Source organism: Leisingera sp. M527 (genome assembly GCF_025141525.1).
Taxonomy (GTDB): Bacteria; Pseudomonadota; Alphaproteobacteria; order Rhodobacterales; family Rhodobacteraceae; genus Leisingera.
This window is the reverse complement of record NZ_CP081037.1, coordinates 3041100-3053839: the sequence shown is the minus strand read 5'-3', so window position 1 is coordinate 3053839 and position 12740 is coordinate 3041100. Positions and strand designations below refer to the sequence as shown.

General features: G+C 64.1%; 11 protein-coding genes. 4 read left to right on the top strand and 7 right to left on the bottom strand.

Features of this window, described 5'->3' with window-relative positions; genetic code table 11:
* Positions 1 to 115: 115 nt before the first annotated feature.
* On the bottom strand, positions 116 to 1093 hold the full coding sequence (locus K3555_RS15245; protein ID WP_260006082.1) for a glycosyltransferase family 2 protein: 978 nt from the start codon (positions 1091 to 1093) through the stop codon (positions 116 to 118).
* Positions 1080 to 1940 carry a glycosyltransferase family 2 protein gene (locus K3555_RS15240; RefSeq protein WP_260006080.1) on the bottom strand — a complete coding sequence of 287 codons (861 nt, stop codon included), beginning with the start codon at positions 1938 to 1940 and terminating at the stop codon, positions 1080 to 1082. The genes K3555_RS15245 and K3555_RS15240 overlap by 14 nt, the downstream gene beginning before the upstream one ends.
* Before the next feature lie 379 nt (positions 1941 to 2319).
* On the opposite strand from K3555_RS15240, the gene K3555_RS15235 reads away from it, so the two are divergent.
* Positions 2320 to 3270: a glucokinase gene (locus tag K3555_RS15235; RefSeq protein ID WP_260006079.1), complete on the top strand. Its 951-nt coding sequence runs from the start codon at positions 2320 to 2322 to the stop codon at positions 3268 to 3270.
* A 21-nt stretch (positions 3271 to 3291) separates the two neighbouring features.
* Here the strand turns inward: K3555_RS15235 and K3555_RS15230 are convergent, their stop codons facing one another.
* Positions 3292 to 6918: a translocation/assembly module TamB domain-containing protein gene (locus K3555_RS15230; RefSeq protein WP_260006078.1), complete on the bottom strand. Its 3627-nt coding sequence runs from the start codon at positions 6916 to 6918 to the stop codon at positions 3292 to 3294.
* Positions 6915 to 8717, bottom strand: a complete 1803-nt coding sequence (locus tag K3555_RS15225) for an autotransporter assembly complex family protein (RefSeq protein ID WP_260006077.1) — start codon at positions 8715 to 8717, stop codon at positions 6915 to 6917. Before K3555_RS15225 ends, K3555_RS15230 begins: the two co-directional genes overlap by 4 nt.
* 84 nt (positions 8718 to 8801) lie before the next feature.
* Here K3555_RS15225 and K3555_RS15220 point away from each other — a divergent pair, with 84 nt between their 5' ends.
* From K3555_RS15220 to K3555_RS15210, 3 genes are all read left to right on the top strand, one after another.
* Complete coding sequence (locus K3555_RS15220; protein ID WP_260006075.1) at positions 8802 to 9113, top strand: hypothetical protein; 312 nt, start codon at positions 8802 to 8804, stop codon at positions 9111 to 9113.
* A 166-nt stretch (positions 9114 to 9279) separates the two neighbouring features.
* Positions 9280 to 9546, top strand: a complete 267-nt coding sequence (locus K3555_RS15215) for a hypothetical protein (RefSeq protein ID WP_259986735.1) — start codon at positions 9280 to 9282, stop codon at positions 9544 to 9546.
* Positions 9547 to 9610: 64 nt separating this feature from the next.
* Entirely contained in the window at positions 9611 to 10219 is a 609-nt protein-coding gene (locus K3555_RS15210) for a hypothetical protein (protein WP_259997569.1), read from the top strand.
* A gap of 52 nt (positions 10220 to 10271) precedes the next feature.
* Here the strand turns inward: K3555_RS15210 and K3555_RS15205 are convergent, their stop codons facing one another.
* From K3555_RS15205 to K3555_RS15195, 3 genes are all read right to left on the bottom strand, one after another.
* On the bottom strand, positions 10272 to 11255 hold the full coding sequence (locus K3555_RS15205) for a type I glyceraldehyde-3-phosphate dehydrogenase (RefSeq protein ID WP_260006072.1): 984 nt from the start codon (positions 11253 to 11255) through the stop codon (positions 10272 to 10274).
* A gap of 121 nt (positions 11256 to 11376) precedes the next feature.
* Positions 11377 to 11691, bottom strand: coding sequence for a hypothetical protein (locus K3555_RS15200; RefSeq protein WP_260006070.1), 315 nt, complete (start codon positions 11689 to 11691; stop codon positions 11377 to 11379).
* An 82-nt stretch (positions 11692 to 11773) separates the two neighbouring features.
* On the bottom strand, positions 11774 to 12550 hold the full coding sequence (locus tag K3555_RS15195) for an IclR family transcriptional regulator C-terminal domain-containing protein (RefSeq protein WP_259986731.1): 777 nt from the start codon (positions 12548 to 12550) through the stop codon (positions 11774 to 11776).
* Positions 12551 to 12740: the final 190 nt, after the last annotated feature.

The window sequence follows — 12740 nt, the reverse complement described above, 5'->3', positions numbered from 1 at the left end:
CGTACTCAGGGAAGATTAAGGGCCAGATGAGGACCTGGGCCCTTTATTCTTCTGGCCGTAAATATCCTGGGGTGAATTGGCCGCGAGGCGAAGAGGGGCAAAGCCCCAGCCGGCGCTACTTATACTCGAGAATGCCGCGAGCCCTGCCATGCCAGCGGCGCCAATAGAACTCCACAGCGCCGGCAGCTTCGGCGAATTTTCCGATGACGGCAAACAGCGCCTGCGTGTATCCCATGCGACGGGCCAGGCGCAGAAACTGCGCCGGGTAGATCAGTATAGCAATCATCAAGAACGGGTTCATCAGACCAGCCAGGATGATACCTGCCGGCAGTGCCGTCCCCCAGAACAGCGCGCGGCGGGTTTCGGCGGCCCAATGGCGTTCCGGTCCCGCCCCATGCAAGGCGGCGCCTTCGGCGAATGCATGGCCGGCCCGGCGGCTGCGCCGCCACCACTGGCCAAAGTGCTGCATCTGCGCGTCATGCAGGGTCATTTCCGCATCAATCCGCCAGATCCGCCACCCGTCCCGCCGCAGCCGCAGGCACAGTTCCGGCTCTTCCCCGGCGATCAGGCTGCCGCGGTATCCGCCCGCCGCACGGACCGCCGCAACCCGCATCAGCGCGTCGCCGCCGCAGGCCTTGGCTTCGCCCAGGGGGGTGTCCCATTCCGCATCGCACAGCCGGTTGTAGACCGAGGCATCGGGGAACCGCTCCCGCCGCCGCCCGCAAACCACGGCCGCTTGGGGATGCGCCTGCAGGAACGCTGCTGCAGTGGTGATCCAATCCGTGTCCACCTCGCAATCGCCGTCCACGAACTGCACGCAGCCGGCTCTCTCACCCAAAACTGCCAGCCCGGCATTGCGCGCACGCGCCGCCGTGAACGGCTGGGACAGGTCCAGATCAACCACTTCGGCGCCCAGTGCCCGGGCGGCAGCTGCCGAGCCGTCGCTGGAGCCGCTGTCCACATAGATCAGCGGCTGCGCCTGGCCTTGCAAGGAGCGTAGGCAGCGGATCAGGCGCTCGCCCTCATTGCGGCCAATGACCACCGCCGCGATGGCATGCGGCGGTGCCCCGATGGACGGTTCATCCTTGGGCATATGCGGCTGAAAATGCAGCGAATTTTTGGGAGCGGATCAAAAATCCTTTTTTATACAGGTCTTCAATGCCGGAGTATTCCTGGGCCTGGGGGGTGTGAAGCGTCAGGTCGTCCTGCTGGTCCAGGACGGCCAGGCGCAATTTGTCTGCTCCATGCGGGATAATGCCGTCATGGACGGATTGCCGGTCCCGTTCGATGGGGCTGTTGCAAAATTTATAGTGACGCAGCAAGGCAGTGAAATCGGCACACCGCACCCGTGCTGAACAATGAGGATGCACGCCGGCCTCAACGCCGGGTCCCAGGAAAACCAGAGGATGCTTTGTCAGGCAGCACTGTTCCCCGAAGATCTTGTTTCGAATGCCGCCGAACAGGAACTGAATGTGCTCTCCAGGAACGCTGTTGTGTTGCAGAAAATAGGAGAACCCGGCAGTCAGCGGATGGCTGTTCTGGTGATAGGGCACTGTTTCGATCGCTTCGAGATCGAAATACCGGTACTCTTTCAGCACCTTGGAAAAAGGCCAGTCAGACGCTTCGCGAAGTGTCGCGGCGGGAAACAGATCTAGCATCTGGGCGGCCAGCGCTGTGTAGCCGTTCGCATTCATATAATGGATGAGGCAATTCAAACCGGTGTCTTCGCGGCCGTCAAAGTCAAACAGCTCATCAATGTCAGCGTAAAGGCACCATCTGCCGGTGCAGTACCGTTCAGCGGCATAGCGCCGGAAATCAGGTTCGAATTCCGCAGTCGGCAATGCAGACTGCAGGACAACCGTGCCGGGCTCCTGTTGTATTCGCCTGATTGTCCCGTCAGATGAGCCATTGTCGACAAAGACAAAGTGGCGGATGCCCATTGACCGGTAATGGGCAAAGAACTCATCCAGGAAAAACCGCCCGTCCTTGACGACTGTCACCACTGTCACATCGTCAGCTGCTGCATACTGGTGGCGCGGTCCGTGCAAGTGCCGCATTGATGCCCGCAGCCGCATTTTCTTTTTCACGCGCTTTGCCTTGCCGGCAATACGCGGCATCAGTGAATGCCAGGGGGCGGGTAAAGTCATGCAGGCCAGAACCAGTTTTGTGTCAATTGATATCGGAGGTCTTATTTTTGCAGCGTTTCGGCTATCTGTCCAAATGCCAGGGGACGATTGCACTTCTGCAGCTCAATTGCAATTGCGGCGGGATTGCTGCAGTCTTGATCGTACGAAATTGATCAGAAAAGGACCGCGGCAGATGGCGGCTGAGCTGACCGTTTTGGCTGGCGATGTTGGTGGCAGCCGGACCCGGCTGGCTTTGGCTGCCCCTGGCATCGGGGTCACAGCATTGCAGAGCTTCGCCAATAGCAGTTTCGCCAGTTTGGAAGATGTGCTGAAGGCCTATTGCGCGCAGCCGGGGTTTCCGCCCCTGCAGGGGGCTTGCCTGGCGGTGGCAGGTCCGGTCCGGGAGGGGCAGTTTCACCTCAGCAACCGCAATTGGCAGGGCGATACAGGCAGCATAGCCGCCGCATTGCAACTGCCAGCAAGTGCCAAGGCCAGTATAATCAACGATCTTGCAGCCCAGTGCCATGCCTTGCCTGCGCTGATCCCGGGACAGCTGTCCTGTCTGCACCCGGGGCGGCATAGCGGCGGCCAGGCACTGGTTGCCGGCATCTGCACCGGGTTCAATGTCTCAGCTTCGCTGAACGGCGAGGTGCTGGCAGCCGAACTTGGCCGCGCCAGCCTGCCGCAAGCCGTGCACCGCCGCCTGCAGGGGGTGCTGGGCCATGAGCCGGCGAATGCGGCCAGCACCGAAATGCTGTTCTCGGGTGCTGGTCTGGTGCGGTTTCACCAAGCCCTGACCGGCTCGGCAGCCAGCAGTGCCGAGGGGGTTGTGGCCGCCTGCCTGGCAAGCCCGGACTCGCCCGAGGCACGGACGGTCTGCGAATGGGCGCATTTACTGGGTCTGATGGCGCGCGAGCTGACAGCGGCCTATCTGCCGGCGCAGGGTCTGTTCTTTGCCGGAAGCGTCGCGCGCGGTGTGCTGAACTCCCCCGCGCGGCCGCATTTCCTGGAGAGCTATACGGCGCCGGGCGGCCAGCTGGGGGCTGTCTGTGCCGGTACGCCGTTGTGGCTGATCACGGATGATGCTGCGGGTGTCGGCGGGGCTGCGCGGGTGGCGCTGGCCGCCGCCGGGGCAGACGTGTGAAACACGCCGCCGGGCCATCCGTCAGTAGTCGCGTTTGAAGAACAGGCCAAATCCGGTTTCGCCCTCGCTGTCCACCGTGCCTTGCACCGTCAGGCTGTCGGTCATGTCGAGGTTAATGCTCAGCTCGCTGTCGCCGCGGGTGTTGACGTTGAAATCGGTATAGACGTTTTCCGCCACATAGCCGCCGAGGCTCAGCTGCCCGGATCCCAGATTGTCGGCACCGATATCGACGTCATCCGCTCCGGTAGCGTTGCGCAGCTTGTTTTGCGCACCGCCGCCGCGTCCGCTGAGGGTCAGCGCTGACCCCGCCAGACGCGCCAGCGCCAGCGGCGAGATGTCCTGGATATTGTCGCCGAACAGCAGCAGCGCCAGGGCTTCCTCGCTGGGGCGGGGCGGGTCCGAGGTGACCTTGATCTCGGGCGCGTCGACCCGGCCCGAGATTTCCAGCGTTGCGGTGCCTTGATCCGTGGCCGCCGAGGATTTGAACTCCAGATAGGGTTTCAGATCCCCCAGCAGGGTGATCCGGCCTTCATCCAGCTCCAGCCGCCGCCCCAGAATATCAAAAGTGCCGCGGATCAGGCTGATCTGGCCGGAGGGCGACAGCCGTGCGGTGGTGCCGCGCAGGCGGATCTCGCCGCCCAATTCCGAGCGCAACCCGCGGCCGCGGGCAAAGATCCTGGAGGGCGCGCTGATCAGAATGTCCAGCTCGGTTCTGCCGGAGCCGCCACCGCCGCCGCTGCTGCCGGTCAGCCCGGCGCGGGCCAGGGTCTGGCGCACATCGCGCGGGGTTCCGATATGGCGGATTGGAGGGATCGGCGCCGCTGAGACCGAACCGCCGGCGGTATTCAGGTTGATATTGGTCTCGCCCACATCGATCCGCCCCTCGATCCGGTTGTTGCCCGCCATCGCACCTGACATCGCCAGGCTGCCGTTCAGCAGGGTTTCGTAAGACAGGTGGTCGGTCACCACCACATCGCCGATGGCAATCTGCAGGTTGCCGTTGAACGGGGGCAGCAGCCCGACCGGCCCGCTGATCCGCACCGTGCCGCCGTCACGCGGGCGGGCCGAGACCTGCAGCTGCGCGCTGGAGCGGGCGATGGAAACAGTGGCGTTGATATCGTCCACCCGCTGTGCTGCCGCCGGAATGGCCAGCGAGGCGCCGGGCACCGAGATGGTGCCGCTCACGCCGTCCAATGCCGGAGTGCCTTTCAGCGCAAGGTCAAAGTTTGCTGGACCCTGCAACAGGTTGGGAGAGATGAACGGGTTAAGCCCCTCCAGCCGCAGCGTGCCCTTGGCGGTCACATCTGCGGTGCCCTTGGCCTCGCTCCAGCTGCCGGCAACGCGGCTGTCGATGCCTGCGGGGCCGCTGGCGGTGCTGTCGATGGTCCAGGTGCCGTCCCGCCGCGCCGCGGTGCCCTTGGCAGCGAGGCGGCCGGGCAGGTCAGGGACCAGCCGCTGCAGCTGGCCGATCGCCGCATCAAAGCGCAGATCTGTGCTGCCGTTGTTTTCCATAAAGCGGCCCTCGATATCCGCGGTGATGGCGGCAGGACCTGCAGCCTGACCCGCAATCTGCCATTCCCCGTTGCGGCGCGCGGCGGTGCCTTGGGCGGTCAGCTTGCCCGCCAGCTGCGGCACAAACCGCTCCAGCTCGTTCAGGGCGGCGGCAAAGGTGAAATCGGCATCGCCTTCCAGCGTGACGGAGCCATCCAGTTTGGCGCTGGAGGTATGCGGCCCTTTCAGCTCTGCCACCCCATCCAGGGTATCGCCATTGCGGATGAGGGTGGTGGCCAGCTCCAGCGCGCCGGGCGTTTGCGGCAGCAGCACCTCCAGCCGGTTCAGCCTGGCGGTGATCTCCATCCGCCCGGCATCGCTGTTGAGCGTGCCTGCGGCGCTGGCCAGCAGCGCGCTGCCCGCCAGCTCAAAGCGGTCGATTGCGATGCCGTTCTCATCCCGCGCCGCCTTCAGCGCCAGCGTGGTTGTGCCCTTCAGCAGCTCATCAGCCTGGGCAATGCCTGCCGACAGGTCCTGCGCCCGCATCGACAGATCGGTGTTAAACGCCCCCGAAAGAGGCGTGAAGGAACCTTTGACCTTGGCCTGCACCGCGCCGCCCAGCGGGCGCCCGGCCAGATCGGAAAACCGGGCCAGATCAGCCAGGCCCGCAGTCAGGTCGGCACTGACTTTCAGGCCGTCTTCCAACCCGTCAAAACCCACATCCCCCGCGGCCTGATAGTCGCTGCCCCGCAGTTCCATATCCGTGATCTGCAGCGCGCCGGGGCCTTCGGTGCTGAGCGTGCCTTCAAAGCGGATTTCATTGCCGGTGGCCTTGGCCAGTGCCGGATCACGCGGCTGTAAACCGCTGAGGCCGGCAGTCAGCCGTCCCTTCAGTGCAAAGCCGGTGCTTTGGTCCAGCGTGCCCTGTCCGGAAATCTCGGCCCGGCCCACCAGGGCGCCGGGGTGGCTTAGCTGGTCCAGCACCCCGTCCAGGGTCCAGTTGCCCCCGGCGGTCTTTTTCAGTTGCAGGTCTGCCGCCGCCAGCGTCGTCAGCCCGCCGCCAAAGGGCAGGGTGACAGCTGCCTGGCCGGCAGGCGCGGTGATGGCCGTTTTCAGATTTGCAGTGTCCAGCTTGCCGCCCGCATCCAGCGCTGCTGCGCCGGTGACCTGCAACGCATTGGTGCGCAAGGCCAGCGTGTCCAGCGCCACCGCGCCGCTGCCTGCGCGCGTGCCCTTTACATTGAGCCGCAGACCAGGGCCAAAGAACGGCCGGTGCACCGGCGGCAGCAGCACGTCGATATTGCCGCCCAGGTCGGCAGAGAAGCCGATATCGCGCGGCGCTTCGGGTGCGGCGTCAGCGGGCAGAGGCACAGCCGCCAGCACCACCTGGCCTGTCAGCCGTTCCGCGCCATTGGTGCTGAACCGGATATCGGCGGTGAAATCACTGACCGGGCCGCTGCCTTGGGCAGTCAATTGCAACTCGGGGCTGCCCGGCAGATCCAGGCTGCGCGAAATCAGACCGCCCGGGCTTTCCTCTACTGCCAGATCCAGGGTGATTTGCCGGGTTTCATTGGCAAACCCTGCCTCCAGCCGGAAATGATCGCCGGGTTTGTCCAGCCGGGTTGCCGCCAGCTTGGTATCCAGCGTTCCGTCCGCCAGCATCAGCGAGCCCTCGACCGACAGGGTGGCCGCCGAACCGGCCAGGTCCTCGCCCAGTTCGATCCGGGCTGCCTTGATCTGGCCCAGCTCAATTGCCACCGGCAGCTCCGGCAGCGCAAAGGGCGTGGCCTCTGGCTCCGGCAATTCAGGATCCGGCGGCAGCGGTTTGGGCGCGCGCGCCACCTTGATGCGTTCAGCCGACAGCTCATTGACAGAAAACCGCCCGCTTAACAGCGCCAGCCGGTTCCAGTCCAGTTCGGCGCCCTCAACGGTCAGCCAGATACCGTCTTCATCCGCCACCGTGATCCGCTTGATCTTGGCCTGCGAGGAAAACGCGCCCTCAAGACCTGTCACGCTGATATAGCGGCTGTCGCCGGACAGGGTGTCCTCCAGGAAATCCACCAGCAGCCCGCCGGCATCCTCCGTCGTGGTGTCCTGCGCCGCTGCCGGTGCAACCGTCAGCCCAAGGGCCAGGGCAAGGCCAAGAAACTGTCTCAAAACGCTTGTCCGATCCCGATATAGAATTGCAGCCCGTCCTCGGACCCGCCGTCCACCGGATAGGCGAGGTCAAGCCGGATCGGGCCGATGCCCGCAACATCATAACGCAGGCCAAAGCCAGCCCCGGCGTGGCGCGCGGATGAGCCGGAAACAAAACTGTCTGCATCGACAAATCCAAGGTCGTAAAACCCGACCAGCGAGATCTTGTCGGTGACTTTGCCCCGCACCTCGCCCGAAAGCGCTAGAAAACCGCGCCCGCCGGCGGTGCCGCCATTGGCAGGCACGCCCAGCGACTGGAATTCATGCCCGCGCACCGATCCGGCGCCGCCGGAAAAGAACAGCAGGGTGGGGGCGGTCCCGCTTAGGGACGGTCCGATCACCGACCCCATCTGCAGCCGCCCGGCCAGCACGATCCGGTCATCGGCGCCCAGCCCGTAATAGGCGCGCCCGTCAGCCTTAATCTGCAGGCCGGAGTCGTTGCCGTCAATGCCGATGAAAGGGGTTGCGCCGCCCTGCAGGAAATAGCCGCTGGCGGGGTTCACCCGGCTGTCGCGGCCATCGTATTCCGCCCGGATCCGGCCTGCCAGGTATTTGAAGCGCCGCTTGCCGAATACATCCTCTGCCAGGATGGACGTCACGCCCAAGGCGGCCTCGGCATAGAAATGGTCCGAAAACGTCCGCCGCATGCCGATGGCGCCCAGCAGCTGGGTGGCGCTGTAGTGTTCCTCGTCCAGCCGTTCGGCCTCGGCCAAATAGAAGATACTGTCATCCGGACCCAGTGCTGCGGGCCGGTCCAGACGCACCGCAATGCGTCCGTCAATGTCATTGCTGCTGCCGATACCGCTGAGCCGTGCCTCGATCCGCAGTTTTTCCGCGGCACCGAACAGGTTCCTGTGCATCCAGCTGCCCGACAGTTCAATTCCGTCGGAGGAGCTGATCTCGGCCCCGAAAGTTAAGCGGCGCGGCGGCAGATCCTCGACCCGGGCTGTAAAGTCCAAGGTGCCGTCCGCATTCGGTTGCTCAGCCTCGCGCAGGACCACGGTGGAAAACGTGCCGGTGCGGCGCAGCCGGGTCGCGGATTTGGAGACCAGATCGGGGTGGAACGCGTTGCCTTCCGGGAACCCGGCGATCCGGCGTATGGCGTCCTCGCGGACGTTGGTGTCGCCGGTGATCCGCAACTGCCCGAACCGCAGCTGCGGCCCTGGCGCCAGCCGGAGTTCTGCATCCAGCCGGGCTTGAACATGGTTGGCGGTGATCTTCTGGTCCGCCACCGTTGCCTTGGCGTGGCCGCTGCGCCGCCAGGCCCGCACGCCGGCAATTGCCGCGTCGCGGATCGCGCCGGTGCTGGCGGGCTGGCCAGGGGCAAAGCCCGCAGGGATCTCCACGTCACTGGATTGCGGCAGCGGCGCCAGCTCTGCCGTGCCAAAGCTGAACCGCGGGCCGGGCTGCACGGTGATTTCCACCTTGCTGACGTTCTTTGGCGGGTTCAGCGGCTGGATCCGCGCCGCCTCGCGCCCGTCCAGGCGGATATTCACCACCGGCGAAAAATGACCCGCATCATACAGCACCTGCACCAGAGTGCGGTAATCCGACAAAGCTGCCGCCAGCAGCTCCTGCACATTGGTTTCGCCGCTGGCGGCCACCGAAGACGAGGCGCCGCGCAGCCGCCCGGCCAGGGCTTCATCCGCACCGGGCGCCTGCAACGTGGCCTCGGCGCCAAAGGCGGCAGGCGGCAGAAAGGTCAGCAGGCTGAAGGCAATGGTGCTCGCCAATAGTCGCGGGCGGAAAGGAAAATTCATGTCTGCTCCCGGCGGCGGGCGGAAAATCGGCCTCTAAGCCCGGCAGGGCCGCAGGCGGCTGGGTCAAAGCCTAACACGGGAAATTTGCAGGATGGAACCGGTAAAGCAGCAGCTTTCCGCCGGGATTCGGTCTCCACCGGCCAGCAGCGGATTGCCGCGCATGGCGGCGGCTGGCAGGCGGCGGCACTGGAGGAAGAGTGCAAAGCCGCGGGCGCAATCCTGCCGGTTTGGCGTGTGCGCGGTGAAATTGGCTGCAAAGGTGGTTGGAAACCGAAAAAGAAACTGTACTATTCAGTTCAGCTCCGGCAGTTGAAGCTGCCGGAGCTGGCACTGGTTAACAAAGCTACTTCGAGTAAACGTCAGACGCAGCCACCACTCACATGCAGCCTAGTCTGACGGGAATGATACCACGCGGAATTGTTCTGTCCAGATAATTGTCGGATTGATAATTTTCGCGTGGTGTCATCTAATGCTGGCAGATTAAATGGTGCTGAAGCAGCAGCTTGTGTTCCCCGGAGGTACAATTGTGGATCGGTTAAAGTCAATTTTTGAACTTCGGGATATGCTCCATAAGATGGAACGCGACCTTGGCCTGGACCGGTTGAACAGGGCCGAACGGGATGTGCTGCTGGCCGCGCATGCGCTGACCAGCGTGCCAGGCGCCCCGGTTCAGTCCGAGCAAATCCGCAGCCACCGGCTGGTGACGGAAATTGCCCAGGCGACTTTTCACCGGACACTGAAGTCGCTGCTGGCCTTAGGATTACTGGAGCGGGCGGGCGGCAGCAAGGCCAAGCATTACGTGGTTTGCTTTGATCCCGCCGCAAGGTGATCGCAGCCTGTCAGGCGTCGAACATCCGATTGCAGCTTCCCTGCACGCTGTCTAAACGGGCGGCATGATACGAGTATTGCAGTTCCTGCCCGGGTTTCAGAGTTTTGCGGTGATCGCCGCGGCTTATGTCATTTGCCATGGTCTGACGGCCTGGGCCGTCACGCCGGTGCAGAATCTGTTCCTGCCGGAGATCACCGTCTTTGCCAGCCTGATCTACTTGCCGCACGGGGTGCGGGTGCTGAGCGTCTGGCTGTTCGGCTGGAGAGCGGTTCTGCCTCTTGCCAGTGGCGCGTTTCTGTCTGAGCTGATGTTCACGTCATCCAACGTTCAGCAGCTAATGGAGCCGGTGCTGCTGGAATCCATCGCTGTCGGCGCCTTTGCCGCATTTGCGGGTTTTAAAATCGCATGGCTATTCGGCTGGGATCTTTCTGCCGGCCAAGCGCGCCGGATCGCCTGGACCGGGCTGCTGGCCGTGGGGGCGCTGGCCTCTGTCATCAATTCGCTGGGGCAATCGGTGGTGTTTTCCGGTCTGATCTTTCCCAGTGATCAGCTGCCGGTCATGGCTGTTTATGCAGCTGGAGATCTGATCGGTCTTGCGGTCTGCATGGTTGCGCTGATGCTAATTTTCCGCTGGATCCGGCTGTCTGGAGCAGGGCGGAAACCGCAGGAATAGCCAAGCCCGCCAGTGGCGGGCTTGCAAACCGGTCTTCGGACAAGGGCAGATCTTATTCCGCCATCAGCCTGGCTACATCCAGCATCCGGGCCGAAAAGCCCCATTCATTGTCATACCAGCCGAACACCCGCGCCTGATGCTCGCCGGCCATGCGGGTTTCGGGCCCGGCAATCACCAGCGATTCAGGCCGCGCCCGCAGGTCCGAGGAGACCAGCGGCATATCGGTCCAGCCCAGCACCTTGGATGCTGCCACGCCTTCGCGCAGGGCGGCAGTGAACGCGTCTTCGCTCATCGGGGTTTTCAGCTGCGCGACCAGATCCACGGCGGAAACGCTGGCCGTCGGCACCCGCACTGCGGCACCGCTGACCCGGCCTTTCAGATGCGGCAGCACCTCGTCGATCAGATGCATCGCCGAGGTCGTTGTGGGGACCATTGATTGCGCGCCGCCGCGCGAACGGGCAAAATCACCGCGCGGTGCGTCCACCATCGGCTGCGAGTTGGTGTAGCAGTGGATCGTGGTCATATGTGCCGTATCGATGCCGGCGATCTGGTCCAGCAGCTTGACCAGCGGAGTGAGCCCATTGGTGGTGCAGGAGGCGTTGGAGACGATGCGCGCATCGCCCAGCTGCTCTTCGTTGGCGCCCAGCACCACGGTCAGCTCGGCGGCGGGGGAGGGGCCGGAGATCAGCACCTTGGACGCACCTGCCTTGATGCCGCGCTCGGCGACATCAGACGTCCGCGCAATGCCGGTGCATTCCAGCACCAGATCAACGCCTGACAGGTCCACCGATGTCAGATCCGGCGCATGACTGACGGGGATCGAGCGCCCCATTACCTGCAGCGCTCCGCCGCCATGCTCCACCGGATGGGCAAAGGGGCCGAAGGTGCTGTCGTACTGGAACAGATAGGCGCACATATCCAAGGGTGCGATATCGTTGATCCGCACCACGTCGATGCCGTCTCCGCGCGGGGTCGTCAGAATCTGGCGCAGGATGGCGCGGCCAATGCGGCCGAATCCGTTGATTGCAAGTCTCATGCGCAATCTATGGCAGGCGCGCCGGGGCCGCTCAATCCATGGCCTCCCGGAAAATGATCACATTTCCCAAGAGGATGTTTCAGAAATACGCCGCAAAACTGCAGGGCCGTCAGCCATGCCCCTATTTGCGGCAGATCACATGGGCGTAATAGGTGCTGTTGATGCTGCGCACCATCGTGTCCATGTTGACGCTGCAGCCGGTGGCAGTGCGCAGGGCCTGCACTGCCTGGCGCGCGGTCAGCACCGCAGGCGGGCGGAACGGCAAATGCTCCAGATTCATCCGCGTGGCGCTGTAGCGGCCCGGTGTGTCCGCGACCGGGAAAACCGCCCAATCGCGGCCCAGAACGGTGACCATGGTGCCTTCGGCGTCCGTGGCCGATGCAGCCGGGGCAAGCGCGGCGCACAGGGCCGCTGCCAATGCAGTCTGTTTGATCATCAAAATGCTCCTGCGGAAATATCTTGCTTCAGCCTAGCAAGGGCGGCGTGCAATGCAAAGCAGGCTTTCCCGCAAGGCGCGGTTACAGGTGGTCCACGGCCTCGGCCTGGCGCAGCTCTGCGGCGCAGAGCTGCAACCCGCGCAAAAGACGCTCGGCGTCCGCCTCCGGCTGCAGTCCGCGCGGTGCTGAACAGCCCGCAACTATCGGCGTCTGGCCGGGCCGCGAGACGGGCACGGCGTAACCGGTGATCCCGGCCTCGAATTCGCCGCTGGTGAGGCAATAGCCCTGCGTGCGGGCCTCACCCACGCAGTCCAGAATGCGGCCGGGATCGGTGAGCGAGGCCTCGGTATGGCGCGGGATTTCTGTTGCGGCCAGCACCGCAGCCGCCGCGGCCTCCGGCAGTCCGGCCAGCAGCATCCGCCCCAGGCTGGTATGGGCCAGCGGAATATGGGAACCTGCAGTGAAGCCATAAGTAATATGGCCATGCTCGACGGTGGATTGCGCCAGCAGCAGCACCCGGCCCTGATCCAGCATTGCCAGCGTCACCTCGATCTCCATTTGCCGGGCGTGGCGGTTCAAAACCGGCTGCACCCGGCGCCCGAACTGATTGGCCTGCAGGAAACCGCCCGCCAGCGCCAGCACCCGCGGGGTCAATGACAGCATCCGCCCGTCCTGGCGCAGATAGCCTGCCTGCACCAGCGTCAGCGCGCCGCGCCGGGCAGTGGCCCGATCCTGGCCGGTGCGCCGGGCGATCTCGGCCAGGGTCATGCTGGGGGAGGCCGCGTCAAACACCGCCAGAACTGCCAGCCCTTTGGCAAAGCTCGACGAAATATTCCTGTCCTGTTCAACTGCTGTCATCTGAAACCGCTGTCCTGATCTTGAATGGCACCGCTCGGGGCAGTGGCTTTGTGCGAATGTTCGACACAATGTTCGCCCTGCGAATGCTGTCAAGGCGCAAAACCCCCGCAATATCCGGATTGCGCACCGGGTTGCGTCAAAATCTGCCGTGGACTGGACGCCGGGGTATTTCCGGTGCAATTTCAAACAG

Bases quoted from the DNA above. Each gene is read 5' to 3' on its own strand.
- K3555_RS15245 (WP_260006082.1), bottom strand. From the start codon at position 1,093: ATGCCCAAGGATGAACCGTCCATCGGGGCACCGCCGCATGCCATCGCG.
- K3555_RS15240 (WP_260006080.1), bottom strand. From the start codon at position 1,940: ATGGGCATCCGCCACTTTGTCTTTGTCGACAATGGCTCATCTGACGGG.
- K3555_RS15235 (WP_260006079.1), top strand. From the start codon at position 2,320: ATGGCGGCTGAGCTGACCGTTTTGGCTGGCGATGTTGGTGGCAGCCGG.
- K3555_RS15225 (WP_260006077.1), bottom strand. From the start codon at position 8,717: ATGAATTTTCCTTTCCGCCCGCGACTATTGGCGAGCACCATTGCCTTC.
- K3555_RS15215 (WP_259986735.1), top strand. From the start codon at position 9,280: ATGCTCCATAAGATGGAACGCGACCTTGGCCTGGACCGGTTGAACAGG.
- K3555_RS15210 (WP_259997569.1), top strand. From the start codon at position 9,611: ATGATACGAGTATTGCAGTTCCTGCCCGGGTTTCAGAGTTTTGCGGTG.
- K3555_RS15205 (WP_260006072.1), bottom strand. From the start codon at position 11,255: ATGAGACTTGCAATCAACGGATTCGGCCGCATTGGCCGCGCCATCCTG.
- K3555_RS15200 (WP_260006070.1), bottom strand. From the start codon at position 11,691: ATGATCAAACAGACTGCATTGGCAGCGGCCCTGTGCGCCGCGCTTGCC.
- K3555_RS15195 (WP_259986731.1), bottom strand. From the start codon at position 12,550: ATGACAGCAGTTGAACAGGACAGGAATATTTCGTCGAGCTTTGCCAAA.